19 protein-coding genes are annotated in these 22586 nt (G+C 42.5%); 4 read left to right on the forward strand and 15 right to left on the reverse strand.

The genetic code is table 11. From position 1 onward, the window contains the following. Window position 1: 1 nt before the first annotated feature. Complete coding sequence (locus QM873_RS09120; protein ID WP_006597024.1) at window positions 2-1000, reverse strand: LTA glycolipid anchor biosynthesis glycosyltransferase, IagA/BgsA family; 999 nt, start codon at window positions 998-1000, stop codon at window positions 2-4. Window positions 1001-1095: 95 nt separating this feature from the next. Continuing rightward, window positions 1096-2100: a catabolite control protein A gene (gene ccpA, locus QM873_RS09125; protein ID WP_006595886.1), complete on the reverse strand. Its 1005-nt coding sequence runs from the start codon at window positions 2098-2100 to the stop codon at window positions 1096-1098. Between the two features lie 160 nt (window positions 2101-2260). Here ccpA and QM873_RS09130 point away from each other — a divergent pair, with 160 nt between their 5' ends. Both QM873_RS09130 and QM873_RS09135 read left to right on the forward strand, forming a co-directional pair. Next, complete coding sequence (locus tag QM873_RS09130) at window positions 2261-3343, forward strand: M24 family metallopeptidase (RefSeq protein WP_048689552.1); 1083 nt, start codon at window positions 2261-2263, stop codon at window positions 3341-3343. Window positions 3344-3367: 24 nt separating this feature from the next. After that, window positions 3368-3706, forward strand: a complete 339-nt coding sequence (locus QM873_RS09135; protein WP_048689555.1) for a hypothetical protein — start codon at window positions 3368-3370, stop codon at window positions 3704-3706. 97 nt (window positions 3707-3803) lie between these two features. Here the strand turns inward: QM873_RS09135 and QM873_RS09140 are convergent, their stop codons facing one another. The 4 genes from QM873_RS09140 to QM873_RS09155 all read right to left on the reverse strand — a co-directional run bounded on the left by QM873_RS09140 (window position 3804) and on the right by QM873_RS09155 (window position 8738). After that, on the reverse strand, window positions 3804-4253 hold the full coding sequence (locus QM873_RS09140) for an Rrf2 family transcriptional regulator (protein ID WP_023023935.1): 450 nt from the start codon (window positions 4251-4253) through the stop codon (window positions 3804-3806). 143 nt (window positions 4254-4396) lie between these two features. Then, complete coding sequence (locus tag QM873_RS09145) at window positions 4397-5239, reverse strand: metallophosphoesterase family protein (RefSeq protein WP_048689558.1); 843 nt, start codon at window positions 5237-5239, stop codon at window positions 4397-4399. 68 nt (window positions 5240-5307) lie between these two features. Further along, a complete protein-coding gene (locus tag QM873_RS09150; protein ID WP_414279189.1) occupies window positions 5308-8025 on the reverse strand; it encodes an FtsX-like permease family protein in 2718 nt (905 codons plus the stop codon). A gap of 11 nt (window positions 8026-8036) precedes the next feature. After that, complete coding sequence (locus QM873_RS09155) at window positions 8037-8738, reverse strand: ABC transporter ATP-binding protein (RefSeq protein ID WP_006597027.1); 702 nt, start codon at window positions 8736-8738, stop codon at window positions 8037-8039. 543 nt (window positions 8739-9281) lie between these two features. On the opposite strand from QM873_RS09155, the gene QM873_RS09160 reads away from it, so the two are divergent. After that, complete coding sequence (locus tag QM873_RS09160) at window positions 9282-9842, forward strand: TetR/AcrR family transcriptional regulator (protein WP_048689565.1); 561 nt, start codon at window positions 9282-9284, stop codon at window positions 9840-9842. 166 nt (window positions 9843-10008) lie between these two features. After that, the gene (nt5e, locus tag QM873_RS09165) at window positions 10009-12210 is read left to right on the forward strand and encodes a cell surface ecto-5'-nucleotidase Nt5e (RefSeq protein ID WP_414279190.1); all 2202 of its coding nucleotides are present in this window, start codon (window positions 10009-10011) and stop codon (window positions 12208-12210) included. A 346-nt stretch (window positions 12211-12556) separates the two neighbouring features. Here nt5e and QM873_RS09170 read toward each other — a convergent pair whose 3' ends face one another. The 9 genes from QM873_RS09170 to secG form a co-directional block, all read right to left on the reverse strand. Then, complete coding sequence (locus QM873_RS09170) at window positions 12557-13387, reverse strand: PrsW family glutamic-type intramembrane protease (RefSeq protein WP_129269621.1); 831 nt, start codon at window positions 13385-13387, stop codon at window positions 12557-12559. Next, window positions 13380-15041, reverse strand: coding sequence for a C69 family dipeptidase (locus QM873_RS09175; protein ID WP_195323711.1), 1662 nt, complete (start codon window positions 15039-15041; stop codon window positions 13380-13382). The genes QM873_RS09170 and QM873_RS09175 overlap by 8 nt, the downstream gene beginning before the upstream one ends. A 212-nt stretch (window positions 15042-15253) precedes the next feature. Next, window positions 15254-15949, reverse strand: a complete 696-nt coding sequence (locus QM873_RS09180; RefSeq protein WP_048789588.1) for an LrgB family protein — start codon at window positions 15947-15949, stop codon at window positions 15254-15256. Continuing rightward, window positions 15949-16320 carry a CidA/LrgA family protein gene (locus QM873_RS09185; RefSeq protein ID WP_061564218.1) on the reverse strand — a complete coding sequence of 124 codons (372 nt, stop codon included), beginning with the start codon at window positions 16318-16320 and terminating at the stop codon, window positions 15949-15951. Before QM873_RS09185 ends, QM873_RS09180 begins: the two co-directional genes overlap by 1 nt. A gap of 134 nt (window positions 16321-16454) precedes the next feature. Next, complete coding sequence (tehB, locus tag QM873_RS09190; protein WP_048689588.1) at window positions 16455-17315, reverse strand: SAM-dependent methyltransferase TehB; 861 nt, start codon at window positions 17313-17315, stop codon at window positions 16455-16457. Between the two features lie 159 nt (window positions 17316-17474). Then, window positions 17475-19220 carry a C69 family dipeptidase gene (locus QM873_RS09195; RefSeq protein WP_125374362.1) on the reverse strand — a complete coding sequence of 582 codons (1746 nt, stop codon included), beginning with the start codon at window positions 19218-19220 and terminating at the stop codon, window positions 17475-17477. A gap of 184 nt (window positions 19221-19404) precedes the next feature. After that, on the reverse strand, window positions 19405-19872 hold the full coding sequence (gene smpB, locus QM873_RS09200; protein ID WP_006595871.1) for an SsrA-binding protein SmpB: 468 nt from the start codon (window positions 19870-19872) through the stop codon (window positions 19405-19407). Further along, the gene (gene rnr, locus QM873_RS09205; RefSeq protein ID WP_195323710.1) at window positions 19835-22192 is read right to left on the reverse strand and encodes a ribonuclease R; all 2358 of its coding nucleotides are present in this window, start codon (window positions 22190-22192) and stop codon (window positions 19835-19837) included. The genes smpB and rnr overlap by 38 nt, the downstream gene beginning before the upstream one ends. Window positions 22193-22318: 126 nt before the next feature. Further along, complete coding sequence (gene secG, locus QM873_RS09210; protein ID WP_006595869.1) at window positions 22319-22552, reverse strand: preprotein translocase subunit SecG; 234 nt, start codon at window positions 22550-22552, stop codon at window positions 22319-22321. Between the last annotated feature and the right edge of the window lie 34 nt (window positions 22553-22586).

Raw genomic sequence — 22586 nt, forward strand, 5'->3', positions numbered from 1 at the left:
ATTACATCTCCAATACTTGCTGATAGGCTTTCACTAGTTGATCCGCTACCAAATCAATTGAGCGACTTTGAGCTACTCGATCCCCTGCATCGCGCTTGTCCACTTGACCAGACAAGACTTTTTCAAGAGAGTCCACAAACTCATCCACTGAATGACACAATTCTGCCGACTCTTGGTCCACCCAACCATGATAAACTGGAATATCCCGGAGGACGACATGCTGGTGACCCGCTAAGGCCTCTAGGACAACAATCCCTTCCGTTTCCTCATAAGATGGGAAGAAGAAGGCATCCGCACCTGTCATAGCACCTTGGAACACAGCTCCCTTAAAATAGCCAGGGAATTCAACATTGCTCGGATGATCTTTCTCGACCAGACGACGAATAGCCCGAGGGATTAACCATTTATTAATCGACCCCAACCAAATAAAGCGGACATCTGGCATCCGACGAGCCACTTCTACAAAGTCTTCAATCCCTTTTCGTCTAAAGTAGAGACCCGCACATAAAACGACCTTCTCTCCTTCTTGGATATTAAAGTGCTTCCGAAAAACCTCTTCTTTTTTGGGATCTTTTTTATATTTAGACAAATCAATCCCATTAGAAACAGCGACAATTGGAGTCTTGACCCCGTAGGACTGAATCAGTTGTTTCGAATACTCTGAAGGGGTAATAATAAAATCGGCTTTTTTATACATATGAGCCAAATATTTGCCAAATAAGGGAGCAAACAAATTGGACCCAATAAATGAATTTTGGAAATCTTCCCGTGTGGAATGTCCATGCATAATGACCTTTTTCCCTCGACGTTTGGCAGCATGCAATAGCAACAAACTCCGAGGACCATAAGTATTAATATGAACCACATCGTAGTCCCCTAAAATATCTGTGGTGTAGGGGATTCCAGCCAAATCCAAGGCATGCATCTGGTGTTGGAGAGCTCGACCGATCCCCGATTTTTGTAAAACGGATTTTCCTTCTAAATACAGTAATACTTTCATACCCTCTATTATACCTAATTTAGCAGACCCCTTCAAGTTTTACCGGAGATTCATGCAGAGACAAGAAAAAAGGAAGCCTTGGCTTCCTTTGATTTTTACTTCTTCGTAGTCCCACGATGATTGATGGTATGGGCAAGAAGAACTTCTCTTTCTTCCAATTCTTCCTTATGCATAATTTTTGTCAGCATCCGCATACTGATAGCCCCCAAATCATAAAGTGGTTGGCCAACAGTTGAAAGATTTGGACGAGTGTAGCGTGTAATTTGTGAATCATCACTGGTAATCAACTCAAAATCTTCCGGTACGTTCACACCTTGATCAGCTAGACCATTAAGCAAACCTGCTGCCAATTCATCCCCAGTTACAAAGGCTGCTGTTGCTTTAGATGCAATGATGCGTTCAGCCAAGTTATAGCCTTCTTCATAGCGGTACTTAGACTCAAAGACCAAGCCTTCACTGTAAGACAATTTTTTTGCTTTCAAAGCATCTTTGTAGCCAGCCAAGCGAATCTTACCGTTGATATCATCTACTAATGGTCCACTTACAAAAGCAATCTTTTTATTTCGTTTAGCCAATAGTGTAACCGCGTCTACTGTCGCTTGCTTGTAATCGATATTGACACTTGGCAATTGATGTTCGACATCAACTGTCCCAGCAAGGACCACCGGTGTCCGAGAACGAGAGAATTCTGAACGAATCTTTTCTGTCAAGTGATAACCCATGAAGATAATCCCATCGACCTGTTTTGAGAAAAGAGTATTGACAACAGAAACTTCTTTATCATCGTCTTCATCGCTGTTGGCAAGGACGATGTTGTACTTGTACATTTCAGCAATGTCATCGATTCCCTTTGCCAGAGTAGAGAAATAACTATTGGTAATATTTGGAATCACAACACCTACCGTTGTGGTTTTCTTACTCGCAAGTCCACGAGCTACTGCATTCGGACGATAGTCCAAACGTTCAATGACTTCCAATACTTTTTTACGAGTATTTTCCTTAACGTTCTTATTTCCGTTCACGACACGGCTAACAGTCGCCATTGAGACACCCGCCTCTCGGGCAACGTCGTAAATGGTTACAGTATCGTCTGTATTCATATTACTTCCTTTCTTTATTGAAAATTTCGTTTTCAGTCTTCTATAACAACTATTTTATCACTTATTGTAAACACTTTCAAGCATTTTAACATCTTTTTGCAAACTCTTGATTTTTTAGGGAAAATCTGACAAAATATTATCAATAGAAAGAAGGTAGCTTATGTCTAAATTAGATCAAATTGTAGCATTTCTTGAAACCGAAAAAACGGATGTTGCTGTTGTATCCGATCCTGTCACCATCAATTACCTAACTGGATTTTACAGTGATCCTCACGAGCGTCAGCTCTTCTTGTTCGTTTATCCAGACCATGAACCGCTTCTTTTTGTCCCTGCTCTTGAGGTAGAACGGGCGACTGCAGTTGTGGATTTCCAAGTGGTAGGGTATGTGGATTCTGAAAATCCTTGGGAAAAAATCAAAGGGGCTAGCGCTAATCCAGAAGCCAAAACGGTCGCTTTGGAATTTGATAATTTGATTTTGACCAAGTACCATGGACTTCGTTCAGTCTTTGAACAAGCAACATTTACCAATCTCAGCCCTCGGATTAACCGGATGCGCTTGATCAAATCTGCTGATGAGATCCAAAAAATGTTAGTTGCTGGTCAATATGCAGATAAGGCTGTCAATATGGGATTTGACGCCATTTCTCTGGATAAAACTGAGACGGATATCGTCGCAGAAATCGACTTTGGCATCAAACGCTTGGGCTATGAAATGAGCTTTGAAACTATGGTCTTGACTGGTAACAATGCAGCCAACCCTCATGGCATCCCAGGAAGCAACAAAATTGAAAAAGATGCTCTTCTTCTCTTCGACTTGGGCTGTATGGTGAATGGCTATGCTTCAGATATGACGCGAACAGTCGCGGTTGGAAAACCAGATGATTTCAAAAAAGAAATCTACCACTTGACTTTAGAAGCTCAGCAGGCTGCCCTAGATATGATCAAACCGGGTGTAACGGCGCATGAAGTAGACCGTGCTGCCCGAAGCGTCATTGAAAAAGCAGGTTACGGCGAATACTTCAACCACCGCCTCGGACACGGTATCGGAATGGATGTGCATGAATTCCCTTCTATCATGGAAGGAAATGACATGGTCATCGAAGAAGGCATGTGCTTCTCAGTCGAACCAGGCATCTACATCCCTGGAAAAGTCGGAGTTCGGATTGAAGACTGTGGCTATGTCACAAAAGATGGCTTTGGCCTCTTTACCGAAACCAGCAAAGACTTGCTCTATTTTGATTAAGTTAGAAACTAAGGAGATTGTTGTATGATTGTTTGGCGTGGTAAAGGCTTGCTCGTTCCCCTTGCTCTTATGATTGGAGGAGCTTTGGCGAATATGATTTATTCCTTCCTGCATCTTAATGTAAATAAGAGTACAGATAGTATCATCTTAGGATGTATGTTGGGGATTCTTGCTGCAGCAGTCAATTATTTGCTAACAAAGAAATTTGTTTCCGATCAAGTTCGGTATCTGATTGATGAGGAAACAGGGCAACGCATTGCTTTCCGCGATCGTTCTTCCTTCATGTTCATTCCTAATCGTTACTGGACATGGATTTTTGCAATTGGATTTATTCTAGTCAGCTTCGTAGCCCTAGTGAAGTAAAGCTAGAAGGAGTGTTGCTATTTTACTCAATGAACACAAAAAGCCTTTCAGTCTATACTGAAAGGCTTTTTTATTTCAAGTTTCTTACAGACTCAAATCAAGAAACGGTTGCTAGCTCCATCTGTTTCTTGGTTTGCTCCACCACTTCTTTGAGGCTGGTCTGAGCCATTTCCTTTTCCATGGCCAATTGAATCTTTTCCAGCTTCCCATCTAGGACGCCATGGATGCTATTTCCAATCGGACAAGCTGGATTTGGATGCTCGTGGAAACCAAATAATTGACCAGTCTTCCCAAGGCATTCAACCGCCTGGTAGATATCTAACAAACTAATAGCTTCCAATTCTTTGGCCATCTCGGCCCCACCTGTTCCACGCGCTACATGGATCAAGCCTGCCTTTTTTAATTGAGACAAGGTCTTTCGAATAATGACAGGGTTCACCCCAACACTGCCAGCAATCATATCACTGGTCACCTTGGTGCAATCTCCTTTTAAAGCAATCATGACTAATACATGGGTTCCAATGGTGAAACGACTTGAAATTTGCATGGATACTCCTCTCTTCCATCTAGATAGGGATGTCTTAAACTGGATCTAAAGCCATCAGTAACTAGACACATTTACTCTTCAGACGTTAAAATTCTTTCTTTTAGTCTATTATACCCTTATTTGTTGTAATGTCAACTGTTACACTAATTGAAAAAGTCTCTCAACCATGCGTCTACTTCTACATTGTGTCCCTCTCGCTGGGCTATTTCATGTAGAAGCTCATGATTATGGGTATGGTGGATCCCATTGACTAAACTTTCATAGTAAACTTGGAAGTAAGGGAGTTTCAGATCCTTAGCGAGCTGGAGTTCTTTCTCAATGTCATAGGACACCCGCCGAAAGTCAACATCTTTCAAACCCGATTCATCAAACTCTAGAATAGCATACATGGCCCGGAGATCCTTTCGAAGATTGGCTTGCAAAAAGAAGGGTTGGCCGATGGAACCTGGATTCAAGATGAGCTCTCCACCACTTCCATATCGGAAAAACTGTTGGTGGATATGACCATAGACTGCTAGATCACAAGGGGGATTGGTTACGAGGCGATCAAAATCTTTCTGGTCTCCTATATGGATCAATTCGCGTCCCCAGTTTTTGTCTGGCAGATGATGGGTAATGCCCACTCTTAAGCCGGAAACTTCCCGATGCACTTGCATGGGCAGACTTTGCATGGCCTCTATCTCTTCTGGACGAATTTCTTCTAAGATATACTGACAATGGCGCATCAAATAACGGTGACTAGCCCTTGATGGATCCAGCATCCCCTTCATCGCTCGCCACAAGCTATCTTCCCAATTTCCTAAAATCTGTACGGTAATGGGCAATTCTTCAAGTAGGTTCAAAAGATGTCGTCTACCAGTTCCCGGCATAAGGACATCCCCTAATAACCAGTATTCTTCTACACCTGCCCGCTTGGCATCTCCAAGCACAGCCTCTAAAGCAGTTGTATTCCCATGTATATCCGAAAGCAAAGCAATTTTTGTCATGTCTCTTCTCCTTCTTTCATTATACCAAAGCTCTAAAAAACTTCCACCCTAGGGTAGAAGTTTCTTTTTTATTCAACAGATTTCAAAGCCTCCAGCATGTCTACCTTACGAAGATGATGATTGACCAAGATTCCTAAGCTAGCTAGGATCAGAATGACGCAAGCGATAGGATAAAGATAGACACCAAGGGCCACCCGCGGATAAAAGAGAATGGCATCTGGGGCGATCATGGCAATCAAGAAGCGATGGAGATAAAAGCCTCCTAGCAAACCCAATCCTATCCCTACAAGAGACAAGAGGATAGTTTCTCGATAAATATAAAGGGTGACTTCTTGATGATGGAAGCCGAGGACCTTAATGGTGGATAACTCACGGATTCGTTCTGCCACATTGATATTGGTCAAATTATACAAAATAACCATCGCTAGCAAAATAGATACCAAAACTAAAATCATCATGGTCTTATTCAATGATTGGGCTACAGAACTGAAGAGAGAAATCAAGGAAGTATTTTGCGTAACAGCAAGCACCGCCCCTTCTTCCATCATGTCCCGACTGACCTTCTGGACCAACTGCTGAGAAGAAGACTGTAATCGGACCAAATAGGCATTCTTCTTAACACTTCTTCCATAGGTTTTCTGATAGGTCGCTTGATTCATATAGACAAAATGGCCAACATAATTTTCGGTAATCGCAGCCACCCTAATCGTATGGCCATCTATCCGCAAGTCATCTCCAACGCCCACCTTGGCCAGCTGCGCTAATTTGCTGGTAATTACCGCCCCATTGGATAGGTCGAGTCTTCCCCCTTCTGAGCGGAGACTGATAAAAGGTTCCAAGCTGTCTTTAGAGGACACCATTAAGGTCATGCTTTGTTTTCCACGTCCGGAAGGATAAGAAGCCTCCACTTGTTTTGTAAAAATGGCTTCTGTCTCTTTTATATCTGCTTGCTTCAAGCGCTTCTTCAAGGATTCTTCCTCTTCGTCTGTCAGGCTGGATTTGGTCGAGAGAATCATATCGTACTTGAGGATTTCCCCAAACTGGCGTTGGGGTACTCCACCGACTGAGGATTGAATCCCCAAGCCCGCAAAAAGAAGAGCAACCGAACCAGCAACACCAAATATGGTCATCACCATCCGCTGTTTATAGCGAAAAATATTTCTAGCGGTCACCTTTTGGGTGAAACTCAGACGTTTCCACAAAAACGGTAGCCGTTCGAGCAAAATACTGGATCCGGAAACTGGCGGTTTTGGAAGGAGGAGGTTACTGGCTTCTTCCTTCAACTCTCTCTTAGCGACTAGATAAGCTGGAAAGACGCTAGAAAGAAGGGAGAGCCCCAAGGCTAATAAGCTATAGGACCCATAAAAATACTGTTGACTAGTTCCTACGACCATCCCCTGCGTAATAATTTGCGAAATGGTTCCAGATAAAACATAATGACCGAGAAGAGTTCCGATGCCTGTCCCAACTGTTCCAGCAACCAAGCCATACAAGAGAAACTTTGCTAAGATATCTTTCGTTCGATAGCCCAAGGCCTTGAACAAGCCCGCATGGCTCCGTTCTTCATCAACAAAACGAGTCATGGTCGTAAACGTGACCATGGCAGCGACTGCGTAGAGTACCACAGGAAATAGATTGCCTACGGCGGAGATACTGGCACTGGCATTACTATACATGAGGTAACCCTGGCCACCTGGAATGGTTTTTCGATCATAGACATGATAGTTTGGTTGCTCTATATTTTTCAGATCTTCCTTGGCCTTTTCCAGGTCCTTCTGTTTAGTTGCTAGTTCCGATTCACCTGTCTGAATGTTGACCAATTGCTGATCTAGTTGCTTTTGAGCTTCTGCCAACTCGAGTCGCCTTGTTTCTAGTTCTTCCTTGGGCAAGAGTGTAGACAGTTGATTCAGTTTATTGGATTGCTCCGTCAATTGTGTCTGTGCTTGACCTGCCTTTTCGCGTGCGTCTGCTAACTGTTTGTTGGCAGCATCAAGTTCTTCTTGCCCTTTTTGGATTTTTTGTTTCCCATCAGCCTGTAGCTTTCGATAGCGCTCCTGACCATTTCCAGCTAAGAGTTCTTCCAGGTCCTTTTGATGGGAGGCCAGACGATCTTGATAGCTGGTTGAGAATGGATTGAACCCCCTCAAATCATCAAACCGAATCCGAGCAAGGCTATAAACAGGACTAGTAAAGGCTTCTTTTGAGAGGACACCATAGGCATCCAAAGAACCACTCCCACTCCTAGCTTGGCCCAAGTCTTTTTCGGACCACATCTCAGCAGACTTTACAAAGCCAACAATTCGATAGTTTTTTGTCTTTAAAACAGATGGACTTCCAGCTTTTTCATGTATCCTTAGCTGATCCCCAATCTGGTAACGATCTTTCCAAAACGCTGCTAGAGCGACCTCATCTTCCTTCTGCGGAAGCCGCCCTGCAGCCAGCTGAAAGCGTGAGATGGTTTCTGGAGTGGAAAAAAGTCGAACAGCTTCGTCCTTTCTGTCAATCGTCACATCTGTCAGGTAGGAAAACTCCAAGCTGGCCCCCGTCAATCCTTGTAGCTCTTCTTGGTCAGTCTTATCCAAACCAAGATCTCCCATGACAGCGAGGTCCAGCATCTCTTGTTGGTCTATAAAGCGCTGGGCAGTCCGATGCATATTTGGGGTCGTTACTTTTAAACCGACCAGGGCTAAGCTACCCAGCATCATCAGCGTTAAAATGGACAAAAAGCGCCCTTTGGAACTGGTAAAGGAATGACATAGATCTTTCCAATATACTTTTCGCTTCATGAACAACCTCCCTAATACTCTAGGCTATCGATATCTAGTGGAGTGTTATGGATGGTCACCGATTTTACTTGAGCATCATGCATCTGAATGACACGATCGGCTATTGGCGCTAAAGAAGCATTATGGGTGACGATAATCACTGTTGCCCCTTTTTTACGAGACATGTCCTGAAGAATCTTTAAAACCTGTTTACCGGTTTGGTAGTCTAAAGCCCCTGTTGGTTCATCACAAAGGAGAATCTTAGGGTTCTTAGCCACTGCGCGCGCAATGGCTACCCGTTGTTGTTCCCCACCAGATAGCTGGGCTGGAAAGTTGTTCAAACGCTCACCCAATCCAACCTCTCTCAAGACTTGTTCAGGATCTAAGGCATCAGAAACAATTTCAGAAGCCAGCTCAACATTTTCCTTGGCTGTCAAATTAGGGATGAGATTATAAAACTGGAAGACAAAGCCAACATCATTTCTGCGATAATCCGTTCGTTGGTGCGAGGAGAAGCTTGAGATGGCTTTCCCATCCACTAAAACCTCCCCTTCATCATTGGTATCCATACCTCCCAAAATATTGAGGACTGTTGATTTTCCTGCGCCTGATGCCCCCAAAATGATGACCAATTCGCCTTTCTCAATTTCAAAAGTAACATCTTTATTGGCAATGATGTCAGTTTCTCCTGACGGATAGCGTTTATAACTATGTTTCATCTCAATATAAGCCATATCTTTTCTCCCACTTAAACACAAGTTCCTATCTTTATTATAGTCCTTTTTTACCGGAAGACCAAGAACAATCAATCCCTTAAAACGACTAAAAAACAAGAAATTTGTGAGGGATGCATTTCCTCTATTTTATGAATAAAGCTATCCAAGAAACTAATACTTTTCTATGCAAAAATAGACAAGGAAAAAGCTTGATCTTATCTAGTTCCTGATATAGAAATCTTCAAGCATCATCTGCCCTCCTCTCTTTAGTTTGTGATATAATAACAAATAAGTATGAATTGTTATGATCGTTTAAATAACTGATATTTCAAGTTTTTCTTTCATTTTTATATAATAGCCCCTTTGAAAGTAGATCTGGGAAAAAATTTTATAATCCTTCCAAAATGGCTTTTATAGTATAAGAATAAGACCTGATTTCAAGCCATTTAGACTTATAGAATGATACTAAAATTTTATTCTGTTGATGAATAAATTTGATTTCTGTATAATATGATGATTAGTGAACAACATTTATACAAAATACATGATAAAGGAGGAACTATGACCCGAAAAAAGAGAAAAACGAATTCTAAAAATGCTATCCGAAGCGCCCTATCACGCCTGCTTCTTGAACAATCACTTGAAAGTCTTACAATTAGCCAACTAACAAAGGAAGCCGGCATTAATCGAGGTACCTTTTACCTCCATTATGTAGACAAACAAGATATGTTCAACCAGCTAAAATCTGAACTTTTAGGCGAGTTGGGAGAACTTTTCGCTACAAGCACCGTCAATCGAGCAAATTTTCTTGCCTCACTTCAATATATTCAAGATAATTATGACTTTATCTATGCCTTGATGCAGATGGATTACCAAGAGTTTCATTTTCTAATGAAAAATTTCACCCTGCAACTTCTTGACGATACTCCACACGCCAAAGACCACTTGGTTAATAAATTCCAAGTTCCTTATAAGTATGCTGTTGAGATCTTTGCAGCTACGATTGAAGCCGTAATCACAAAATGGTTGTCAACTGGTGCAAAAGAAGAGCCGATTGAAATCGCGACAGTCGTATTAAGTGTAACTGACTTTACCACTTGGAACCACCCCATAACAGAATAAGAAAATGAGAAAACGAAAGTTTTCTTTTTTTTATGGATAAGAGCAACTAGCTGGAACCTAAACGCTCTCACAAGATTATTTGCCCAACTATCAGAAAACGTTTTCCTTTTCTTTCCTTTTTAGCTATAATATTTAGTATGGAAAAAAATAGAAATGAGGACCGTTTATGAAAAAGAAGAAACTTCTTTTACCGATCTTATTGCTTGCTCCTGCCTTCCTAGCTTCTCAGGTAGCTGCAGATGAGCAAACAGCTCCAGAAACTAACCTTGAAGTAGCTGCTGCTTCCACAAATGCTACAGATGCTGCTACTCCTGCTTCAACAGAAGCTAATACAGCTACTTCAGAAGGCGCTACAGAGAGCTCAGCTGACTTGCCTGAAGCAAATATCATTCATACCAACGATGTCCATGGTCGGATCGTCGAAGAAAAGGGTGTGATTGGTGATGCTAAATTAGCCGCAGTCATCGATGAAGAACGGGCGAAAAATCCATCTACTTTGGTCGTAGATGCTGGAGATGCCTTCCAAGGGCTACCGATTTCAAATAGTTCAAAAGGGGAAGAACGAGCTAAAATTTTGAACGAAATTGGCAACGATGCTATGGCAGTCGGAAACCATGAGTTCGATTTTGGTTTGGATGAGGCTAAGAAATACAAAGAAATCTTGAACTTCCCACTTCTCAGCTCCAACACCTACATCAACGGTGCTCGTTTATTTGAGGCTTCCACCATTGTCGATAAAGATAAGAATGTCGTTGGGGATGAGTTTGTCGTCATCGGGGTGACAACGCCTGAAACAGCCACTAAAACTCACCCTAAGAATGTCCAAGGTGTTACCTTTACAGATCCTATTTCAGAAGTAAACAAGGTCATCGATGAAATTGAAGCACGCGCTACTGCAGAAGGCAAGACTTACAAAAACTATGTTGTCCTTGCTCACTTGGGAGTAGATACGACTACACCAATCGAATGGCGAGGATCTACCTTAGCTGAAGAACTTTCTAAAAACTCAAAACTGAAAGGAAAACGCGTCACCGTTATTGATGGGCATTCCCATACTGTTCAATCAACCACATACGGAGATAATGTCACCTATAACCAAACCGGTAGCTACCTGAACAATATCGGTAAAATTACTTACCAAGCCAACCAATTGCTTGGTAACCCTCAACAAATTTCAGCAGCTTCAACCAAAAATGTCGTGCCAAATGCCAAAGTAGCTGCCATGGTCCAAAAAATCAAGGAACAGTACGATGCTGAGAATGCAAAAATAGTTCGTGACAATAGTCCGGTAGAACTAAATGGTCAACGGGAAAATGTCCGTGTCCGCGAGACCAACCTTGGAAATGTTGTAGCGGATGCCCTCTACGAATATGGACAAACTGGCTTTAGTCACAAGACTGACCTTGCTGTAACCAACGGTGGTGGCTTGCGCGAAACCATTGCAAAAGATAAGCCAATCACCAAAGGAAACGTTATTGCTGTTCTCCCATTTGGGAATACCATCTCTCAAATTAAAGTAACTGGTCAGAATATTGCCGATATGTTTGCTAAATCTCTTGGCTCTATTTTACAAGAAAAAGATGGCAAAACTGTTCTTGACGAAAACGGTCAACCCCTTCTTGAACCAAGCGGTGGCTTCCTCCAAGTATCTGGAGCGAAAGTTTATTACGATACAACCCTACCAGCTGAAAAGCGCGTCCTCTATATCGAAATTAAAAACCCAGAAACTGGTCAATATGAACCGCTCAACCTTGCTAAAGATTACTACTTGACTACCAATGACTTCTTAGCAGCAGGTGGAGATGGCTACACCATGTTAGGTGGAGCTCGTGAGGAAGGTCCTTCCATGGACGTTGCCTTTGCAGATTACCTTGCTAAGGCAGATCTCACAGCATATGCAACCATCAATCCAAATTCTCGTACCATTTCTATTTCTGCTAACAAAGATACCGATGGAGATGGTGTGGCAGATATTGAGGAAATCAAACAAGGAACAGATCCTGCTAATCCAAAGTCCTACCCAGGAAGCAATAACCAACCAGTTATCCCATCTACCGGTAAAAATGCTCAACCAACTAATCCATCTACCGGTAAAATGGATCAAACATATATTCCAGCTCTAGTTGGTACGAATTCTCCTAATCAACTAGCTAGCCAAACAAAGAATACTTTTACATCTGCTAAGGACGATACACAGATCAAGGCCAACAACCATCACTTGTCAGTGACAGTCGCTAAAACATTCACAGCGGGCTCTGCTACCCTACCAGAAACAGGAACTTCCGACTCTCCTGCTATCTACATGATCGCTCTGTTGACATCCATCCTAGCCTTCTTTGGTCTTAAGAAAAAAGAAGAAAGCAAATAGAATCTAGAAAAAAGCTTAGAAACAAAAGTTTCTAAGCTTTTAGAAAGTAGACAAACTATTTTAAAGTAAAATAAGTTAAGCGATTCTGCAAAGAAATAAAAATGAGTTCCAATTTTTAAATCGATTCAAAAAAAACCAAAACTTTCCGCCGTGAGAAAAGTGCCTGAAACAATTGTGTTTCAGGCACTCGGTAGTTTTGAGACCTTAGGCTCAAAACTAAGTCATGGAACTTCGTAGAAGTTCGCTGACGTCCGTACTCACCTAAGGAAAGTTTTTTAGAAGACTTTTTTCAATCTGAAGCTTAGTTTCTAAGCTTTTTTACTTATATATCGACTGAATCTTTTCCTTAGTTTTTCTTTAAAAGGTTTAGATTCGGATTTTTATGAGCGAAGAGAACGACCTCAATAAAGGTTCCCACTTGGAAGGCAAAGAGCAAGCCTACCAAAATATTGACCCGATGGTCTGTTTCATAGAATGGAGAGTTCCATAAGAAGTGATTGGCCACCGTGGAAACTACACACCAGAGACCAAAGAGCTTTTCTTTTTGCTTGGTGCACTGAGATAGGATGAGAAAGGCTCCAACAGATACAACAGCAGTGTAGACTGCATGAGATGCTAAACCACCAGAAATGCGGTTCACTGCCTCCGTTACTGCTGAGAGGTCTCCAGATCGCGTTTGACGCGCCACATAACCTAGATCTTCAATGATTTGGAAACCAAGACCAGATCCAAAGCCGGCGATTAAAATCGATTTTAAATCCTTGCGACCCAAAATCAAGAGGATCCAGAAAGCCACTAGAGCTTTGAAAAATTCTTCAGCAAAAGGGGCTGTCAAAGCATCTGTCCATTTATTAAAGGTACTAACATCCTGAATGAGATGACTATTGAAATGGTCAATGAGGCTGTTCCCTGAAAAACTGAGCCAGCCAGCAACAAAAGCACCTCCAAACATGGTCGCCCACAAAACAAGAAGAGGAACCTCAAATCTTTTTGCAAGTCGCTTAATAAAGAGATAAAGAGGAACGACAATCACCGCTAAAACGAGCAGATTTAATACCAAATCTCTTCCTGCTACTTGGCTAAACTCTTGTTGAGAGAGAGAGCCTAGCTCAAACTCCATCCCAATCCCTGCTAAGACCAGAAATAGGAAGAGCAATATTCGTTGAAACTTATTCATCCTTCTTACCTCCCTTTGCTTTCTTTGATTTGATGAAGAAAATTCCTACTCCTATCACTGTCACAAGGGCTAAGCCAATTGTAATGACAAAGTCATAGTCAAACGGTACCAAATTGATCTCTTCTTCTTGGTTTGCATCTTCTTCATCTGTTAAATCGTCAATAGCACCTTGTCCATATTGAGCAATCACCTTTTCTTCTGCTTCTTGACGAATTTCTTGCAGACGATCGAAGGTCTTTTGAGCTCGAGTCATGCTCGTTTCTGTCGCTTTTAGGCTCGCCTGCTCTGGCTGTGAAGCGAGGGCGATTTGTTCTTGATCACTGATTTCTTGCTCAGCCATCCATTGAGATTCTAGGCGTTCCATTTCAGTACGGATGGCCCCATCTCCGAATAAATCAGGATATTTGGCAACTAAATCATTAATGCGAGACATGGTCCAATACCAAGATTGGGGATTATAGGCTGTTCCTAATTCTTGATAGGCTTGGTAGGTATTGGTGATATTGCCATAGTAAGGCAAGTAAGGAGCATTTCGTGGGCTTCCCATCGCTAACCACATGGTTCCCCCGCCAGCACTATCAGGAACATTATCCTTTAATTGGAAAATATGGGCTTCCATGACATTCGGGTTCGAAATCGGGTATTTATAAACTTCATCAAACTTCCCTTTTTCTGGAATCCCTTTTCCATCCAACTCCATTTGATCTTGTGGTTTGAAGTCTGTTCCTTCTAACCGATTGCGTTGGAGATTCATCGCATCTCGTAGCGTCAATTTTCGATCCGTAGTATGCATCAAGTCAAAATACTCGTCATCGTAGTTCACATCTGCATCTGGATCCAGTGACTTAATACCAGACCAAACACGAGAACGATCTGCCTCATGCAAAGGAGGATTGTAGGATTGGGAAACATGGAACTGGCCATCGATTTCTTTATAGGTTCCTGCATCACGGGCCACTTTTTCAACATCCTTCGAGGCAATAGTCCGTTCCTTATCTGAAAAATCGACATGTCCTAAGAAGAAGGTATTTGGAAAGACTGCATAGCGATCTTCTGGGAAGAGAATGGCTACATATTGGTGACCAGAAAGGATCTCCATGTACCAGATACCTTCCTTGTCCGCGATCGTCACAATATTTCCTTCTGCTGCCCCTTTTTCTTCCACAATTTTCGCAATGAGCTCAACTCCTTCACGAGCCGTTTTGACACTTGGAAGAACGACAGTGGTGAGGGCAGATTCAGCCAAGCCGTCCTTTACATAAGGATCGACCTTTTTAATGTTGTCATTTGCTGAAGCTGAGACGGTCGCCGAGATGGACACACCATGCTCATTAAAACCAGCTTCATCAAATACACCCTGTTCTGGTGTAACATCTGGGACAGCTGTATATTTATAACTTACTTCTGGGAGCTCATACTTAAAGCCATTGGTGGCATCTTCAAAGACCTCCCCTTTCTTGTTATAAGTTCGTTCTCTGACCACAAAGTTCTTATTGTGGTTTGGTTCTAAGTCCTCCGTACGTCCGTACAAAGCATTCCCATCTGCTGTTAACTTTTTACCGATGATAAAACCTGTACAGGCCTCTACCGGTTGGGCAAAGAGGAAGAGAGCAGTGATCAAGCCCAAGGCTGATCGAGCATAACGTTTCTTCATATTGAACTCCTTTAACTAGATATTAACCGTATAACCTCTTTTAGTATACCTTTTGAACCAAAGTTTGGCAAGCGCTTACAACGACTGTAATCAAATGGTAATCTATCTGAAAATTATTTGATCTTCAAATTATCAACCAAGCTGCACTATCTAAGTGTACACTAAAAAGCTCGGAACTGCTTCCAAGCTTTTTCTGAATACTCTCTACCTTTTTAGGAAAGAATCAGGCTCGCGACAAGGGGACTTATAAAGACGTAGAAAACGCCAGTTATCCCAATTGCTAAGCCTCCCATAGCTCCGGCTACTTGACCATACTGAAAGGCTGTACCAGTCCCCACCGCATGACCTGTACCCCCAAGGGCCAAACCAATGGCAACAGGATCCTCTACTTTTAGGCATTTAAGAATCGTTGGTCCTAGGACACTTGTCAGGATACCTGTCGCTACAACGACAACCAGGGTAATGGTAGTAATTCCCTGCATTTTTTCAGCAATCCCCACTGCCATGGCTGTTGTCACAGACTTTGGAAAGAGGGAAATAGCTAGAAAGTACTTCATCCCAAAAAGCTTAGCCAAGACAGCTGTAAAAAGCGTGTTGACTACTACTGCTAGAAAACTACTAAGAAGAATACTCTTGGCATGGTGTTTCATCAGATGAAAACTCTTATACAAGGGGATTCCCAGGACAACCGTTGAGGGCACAATCAAATTACTGAGGTAGGTTCCGCCAATATTATAGGCCTTATAGGAAATCCCTGTCAGCTTTAAAAATCCAATGATCAAGACCGTTGCAACTAAGAGGGGGGTCGTGATCGGATGGGGAAAGCGACGAAAAATCATCATCCCAATCAGATAGGCAAAGACTGATAAAGAAATCCCAAAGAGAGGATTTGACCACAAACTTTCCATTATTTCTTCCCTCCTTCATAATCCCCCTCATACCTTGTCTTGATAAAGCCAACAACAAGCGCAATGAGGGTTACATTGATGATGATAGCCCCTAAAATAATCAACACGATGGGCAATAAATAAGGCTGGATGACATCAAACTTATCCATAATCCCAACCGCTGGAGGTAAAAATAAAATCGTCATATTGGCTAAGAGAAAAGATCCGACCAGATTCACATGGCGGATACGAAGCCATTTCAACTGCAAGCAAAGAAATAGAATCAGTAGACCAATAATACTACCTGGAATTGGCAAATGAAAGAGGGTCGATATCCCTTCCCCAATCAAAGAGATGGTAAAGATAATCATCAGTTGAACATAGAGTTTCACGCGCTTCTCCTCAAAATTCTTGAAAGATACACTAACAGTCTACTCCTTTTCTGTAAAAAATCAAGTATTTTCAGAATGTTTTCAGATATAAAAGACAAGGACGACTGCAAGGGGGTCCTTGTCTAGAGAGCTATTTATATTTTCTTGGCTAGCATGGTCGCAAAGCGTAAGGCAATTCGATTGCCATTTTCATCACGTCGGTGCAGATGCCCTGGATTTTCATTGTATTTAACGAGTTCCCAATCCTTGTAGTAGTCTGCTAGCTCGCCTTCCTTAAAGGTAAAGGAAAAAGGAACCTGGCAAGGATAGTCCTCTGTATCCATGGCACAAACAATCAAGTTATAGCCTCCCGGATTGGTCTGGTCTTGCATATTTCGAATAATCGCTGGAATGCGATCCGCTTGCAAGAACATGAGGACAACCGTTGAGACAATCAAATCATAACTTTGTTTTAGGTTCGCTGAGTTGATATCATAGAGTCCCACAGTCATTTCCAAATCTTCTTGTTCTACAATACTTTGGAGGATCTCTAGGGCTAATTCATTTTGATCGACTGCTGTCACTTCAAAGCCATGCTGGGCCAAAAAGAGAGCATTTCGTCCTTGTCCACACCCCAAATCCAAGGCCTTGCCTGGAGAAAGGGACTCCATGGCTTCTAGCACTTCCGAATGGACGGGATTGCTATTATATTTTTTGGGGAAATAATCTTTGGGCTCACAGTAGAATTCCAAAAACCATTCCACATCATCTGTAAGGGCCTCTACACGATGCCAAGCTTGCGGCTGTGCCATCGGGTTATCCGCACCTGCCTCAAAAACATGGCTAGCTACTTCTTCCCCATCTTCCGTCAGCTCAACAAACTTGAGTTTTCCTTTTAGGACTGTAATCTTTCCCCAAGTACCTACTTTGGTATTGTGTTTTCTTTGGACTGCTTCAGGCATGGTATCCTTGGTCCACAAAGGCATCCGTTTATAGGCAATTAATTTTTCAGGCATCCGTTTCTTCTCCTTCTTTCTATCTATCCCTATCATACAAAAATTGCATGCAAATAACAATAAAAAGAGTGGAATTACAAGCTCCTTTTCTGAAGACTTCTATTCCACTCTCTTAGAATCCAGTTGTGGCAGGATGCTGATTTAACAGTCTCTGTCTACTTATTCTTCATTTTCATTCTTTTTTGATTTTTTAAAGTAGAAACCTGCCAAGCCAAATCCTGCAAGAGCCAAAACTCCTAAGACGGCAGATAAACTGCTGTTTGAATCACTTGCCTTGCTAGATGATTGACTAGAAGCTGTTTCTTCCTTCTTATCAGTTTCTTTCGATGCATCTTTTTCAGCTTGAGCTGCTGCTACCAGATTGGCCTTGTTATAGCCGTCATATACAAAGTCTGCTTCCAAACCTTTTTCTGTACGAATCTTATCTTCCATCTCGCTTTCAACTTGCTTGATTTGTTTGAAGATCGTTTCCGCACGTTTAAGTGAGTCACTTGTTACTTCATCTGCAGTAGCTTTCGCTTGGTCATCAGTGAGTCCACTATATTTTTGATCCAAAGCTGCTTGTTCTTTGATCCAGCCTTTTTCCAATTCTTTCCACTTCTCTTGGATGCTGTTGCCAAAGAGGTCTGGGTATTTCATGACCATTTGGTCAATATGCCAAACAGCCCAATACCAAGAAGTTGGATCGTATTTGGCAGAGCGAACTTTGAATGGTGCATAGGTATCGTTGACAATACCATAGAATGGCACATAAGGCGTGTTCCGGCTTTGAGCGAGACCTAACCAAACGACACCACCAAATGGAGTCGGCAAGTCCTTCTTAATTTGGTAGACGTGGGCGTTAATGACGTTTTCATTTCCCAAAGCATATTTGTATTTATTGGTATCGACTTCTTTACCTGGTTCCACCAAGTCATCTGGTGTGTATTGTTTAAGGTGTTCGAACCGGTTCCGTTGTTCAGCGAAAACATCTTCTAGACTATACTTTTTAGAAGGATCCGTTGGTTTGCGCAAGAGGTCAAAGTGCTTATCATCATATTTGATGTCCGCCTTCGGATCCATCAAGGTAATCCCTGCATAGGTCCGTGAGCGGTTGCGTTCGGTATATTCATCTGGACCATAAGAGTCTGCAATATGGAAGTTACCATCTTTATCAGTCTTGTAGTGGTCTGCCTTTTTAGCAACTGCTTCCACATCTTTCGAAGCAATGACGTTGTCCTTGTCCTTGAAATCCACATGTCCTAGATAGTAGGTATTGGCAAAGATGGCATAGCGGTCTTGAGGGAATTTAATGGCTACATATTGGTGACCAGAGAGGATTTCCATGTACCAGAGTTCATTCTTATCTGCTACGACAATGATGTTTCCTTCGGCAGATCCTTTTTCATCAAGTACCTTAGCAACCAACTCAATTCCTTCACGAGCTGTTTTGGCACGTGGAAGAACCAAGTCTACCATAGCAGCTTCAGCCAAGCCATTTTTCACAAGTGGATCTGCTTCCAAAATCTTATCGTGTGGGGTTGCAGATACGGTAGAAGTCATGGAAACGCCCGCTTCGTTAAAGCCATGTGCTCCGAAGTTCCCGTTGGAACCATCTCCATGGGCTGCATCATAAGTTGCGGTATATTTCATTTCATGACTCAAGTGAGGATAAGCAAAGCCGTTGGATTCGTCCTCCAACATATCCCCATCCTTATAGTCTTTGGCAGGTACCACTTCATAGGTTTTATTGTGGCGACCACCATCGGGCGCATAAGGATAGTCTTCAGTCCGCCCAAAGAGCATGGAACCATCAGTCGTGAGTTCTTTCCCAACAATGAAGGCTGAGCAGGCCTGCGCAACTTGAACTGGAATCAAGGCAAAGACCATCAAAGCAATCATCAGTTTGACCAGTAGTTTTCTCATAGTCGATCTCCTTTATGACTACAAAAGAGGCTAGAAAATCAATTTCAAGCCGACGAAAAACAACTATACCAACGCTACCTTCAGTATACCCCTATCCAGATAAAAATGCAAGCGGTTTCAAGAAGAGAAATTTAAAAATAGGAACAGTTTTCAGCCCTTGCTTCAGCTGTTCCTATTTCTTACTTTAACGCGTATTGTATTGTTTCATGACACGAGCAATGTCACGATTTTGTTCCCGCCGTTTGATGGATTCACGTTTGTCATAATCGTGCTTCCCTTTGGCTAAGCCTAACAAGAGCTTAGCATAACCATCCTTAAGGTAAACCTTAAGGGGAACTAGAGTCATCCCAGTCCCTTTAGTTTCCTGCTCCAGTTTTTGAATCTGTTTCTTATGCAGCAAGAGTTTGCGACGGCGTTCTGGGTCTTGATTCCAGATATTGCCTTCCTCATAGGGAGCAATATGAACATTGCTGAGCCAGACTTCCCCATTTTTGACTTGGGCAAATCCATCCTTGAGGTTGATACGAGCTGCTCGAACACTCTTGATTTCTGTACCAGTGAGGACCATTCCTGCTTCAATGGTATCAACAATTGTATAATCGTGGCTTGCTTTCTTATTTTGTGCGACGACCTTTCCCTCGCCCTTTGCCATGCTTAGCTCCTTTCTTAGCTACTTCCTTGTAAAAAGGTTTCTTACTCTTTTTCTTCTTGTCTTTTGGTGAATGCTTGCGCTTGTTCTCTCTAAAGCCTCCTTGCTTTCGTTCTTCTTTCTTAGAAGAAGGGTGCTTAGAGTGTCCATTTCGATCTTTACGGCCCGATGCTTTAGTGACTTTTTCAATCAAATCCAGCTCACTTGGGATATACGAAAAATCAATCTCACCAGTCATCTTATCCGCTCTTTCGACCCTGATTCGGATCTCCTGACCGACACGGAAAGTGACGCCTGATTTTTCCCCGCGCAAGGTCAAATCGCGCTCGTTAAAATGATAAAAACCAGGTAAGGTGGTGATGTGGATCAAACCTTCTACAGTATTTGGCAATTCAACAAAGAGACCAAACTTGACGACACTGGACACCAGAGCATCGTACTCTTCGCCAACATAGTCCTCCATGTACTCTGCCTTCTTCATGGCTTCTACTTCCCGTTCCGCATCAATGGCGCGGCGTTCCCGACTAGAGGATTGGCTAGCAATATCTGGAATGACCTGTTCAAAATGGCTAGCCACTTCAGAATCTTTTCCATACTCTCGCACCATGCGGTGGACTAATAAGTCTGGATACCGGCGAATCGGACTGGTGAAGTGAGTATAGAACTCAGCTGCTAGCCCATAGTGTCCGTGGTTGTGCTCGGAATAACGCGCTTGCTGCATGGAACGAAGCAACATCATAGACAAGACATCAGCATAGGGTTCCCCTTCTACCTTCTTCATGATGTCCTGCAAGGTTTCCTGACTCATGGAATTAGCTGTCCCATAAATTGGAAGGCCAAAACTAGAAGCATAATCGATAAACTTTTGCACCTTCTCTGCTTTGGGTTCTTCGTGAATCCGGTAAATAAAGGGAAGTTTTCGTTTGGCAAAATGCTCAGCTACTGTCTCATTGGCGATCAGCATGAAGGATTCAATCATCCGTTCTGCAACCCCACGTTGGCGCAAGACGATGTCTACTGGTTTTCCTTGAGGATTGACCAGGATTTTTGCTTCATTGGTATCAAAGTTCAGGGCTCCTCGTTTTTCCCGCATTCCTTCTAAGATCTGATGAAGACCAACCATGGCTTCGATACTTGGGACAATGGCTTGGTATTCCTCACGCTTCTCCTGGTCTCCAGCAATGATCTCATTGACATCGCTATAGGTCATACGGAAAGTCGTTTTAATGACAGTTTGGGTGATCTGGTAACGAAGTACCCGACCACGCTGGTCAATCTCCATAATGGCTGACTGGGTCAAGCGATCCACTTGAGGGTTTAAGGAACAAATCCCATTTGATAGACGCTCAGGTAACATGGGCACGACCCGGTCTGTCACATAGACAGAGGTTGCCCGGTTGAGGGCTTCCTTGTCCAAGGCCGAACCTTCGGTCACATAATAAGAGACATCAGCTATGTGAACGCCAAGCTCAAAATTCCCACCTTCCAAACGCTTGATGTGAACCGCATCATCCAAGTCCTTGGCATCGGCACCATCAATGGTAAAGATGATTTCATCTCGAAGATCCAAACGTCCCTCCATATCCTTCTCACTAGGCTGGTCTGGGATGCTTTCTGCTTCTTTGAGGACTGCTTCTGGAAATTCTGAGACGATATCCATAGACTCTAAAACTTCCAAGACATCGATCCCAGGATCTGTCACATGCCCAACCACATCTTGTACTGAGGCAACAAAGTAATTGTGCTTCCGACTTGGATACTGTTCAATAGCTACCTTGAGAACTTCCGTTCCCTCTAATTGTAGGGCAGGTTTTTTCACGTAGATGCGTTGGCTAATCTTTTGATTCTTTGAAAGGATGTAGCCTGCATATTTGGGTTTTTCCTCATCCAAAACGATTTGGCCGACGACTGTTTGGAGGCTGTGCTCCAAGACATCAATGATTTTCCCCTCTGCCGCAGTCCCCTTTTGCCGATCGGCGACCTTGGTGATTACAACCTCAACTGTATCCCCATCAATGGCATGGTTGACATCATTTCGTCCAATAAAAAGGTCCTCTTCTTCCCCCTCTAGGCTAACAAAGCCAAAGCCACTCTTATGAGCATGGAAAATCCCTTTCACAGTAATGACGCCTTTTGGCTTGGCATCAAGGAGACTTAAAAAACCATTTTCTTCAAAGGTTAGTTGACGACGTCGCTCCATCAGCGAAATAGTCTTAATCAGTTCACGAAAACCTTTGGCGTCTGTACTCCCAATGGCTTGAGCCAACTGATCAACCTGAGCTTTTCCCTCCTGTTTTAAATAATCAATAATTTTACTTTTCATATCTTGTGCTGGATACCCAGCCTCCTTTATTTTCTTTCTTTCAGAGAGATTTCTTTGCAAGTGACAATCTCCCTATCCAACGACCCATAGATGAAAAAATAGGCAAAGACAATGTCTAAGCCTATCTTATTTACTGGATAATACCATTAGAATCATCGCAATGAGTAACCAAAGGAAAATCATTACTCCTGTCAATCGTTGCATCACTGCTTCGAATCCACGAGCTTTTGAACGTTCAAACAAGTCATTTGAGCTTGCATCGAATACGTTGCTAGATTGATTTTTAGTCGGTTGCATGAAGATAGCGATAATAATTAATACAGATAGTACCAATAAAATAGTAATCAACGGTTTAGTCATAATTTAAAAACTCCTTAAAATCCTATCTATTTTA

Source organism: Streptococcus australis (assembly GCF_047463015.1).
In the GTDB taxonomy this organism is placed as follows: Bacteria; Bacillota; Bacilli; order Lactobacillales; family Streptococcaceae; genus Streptococcus; species Streptococcus australis_F.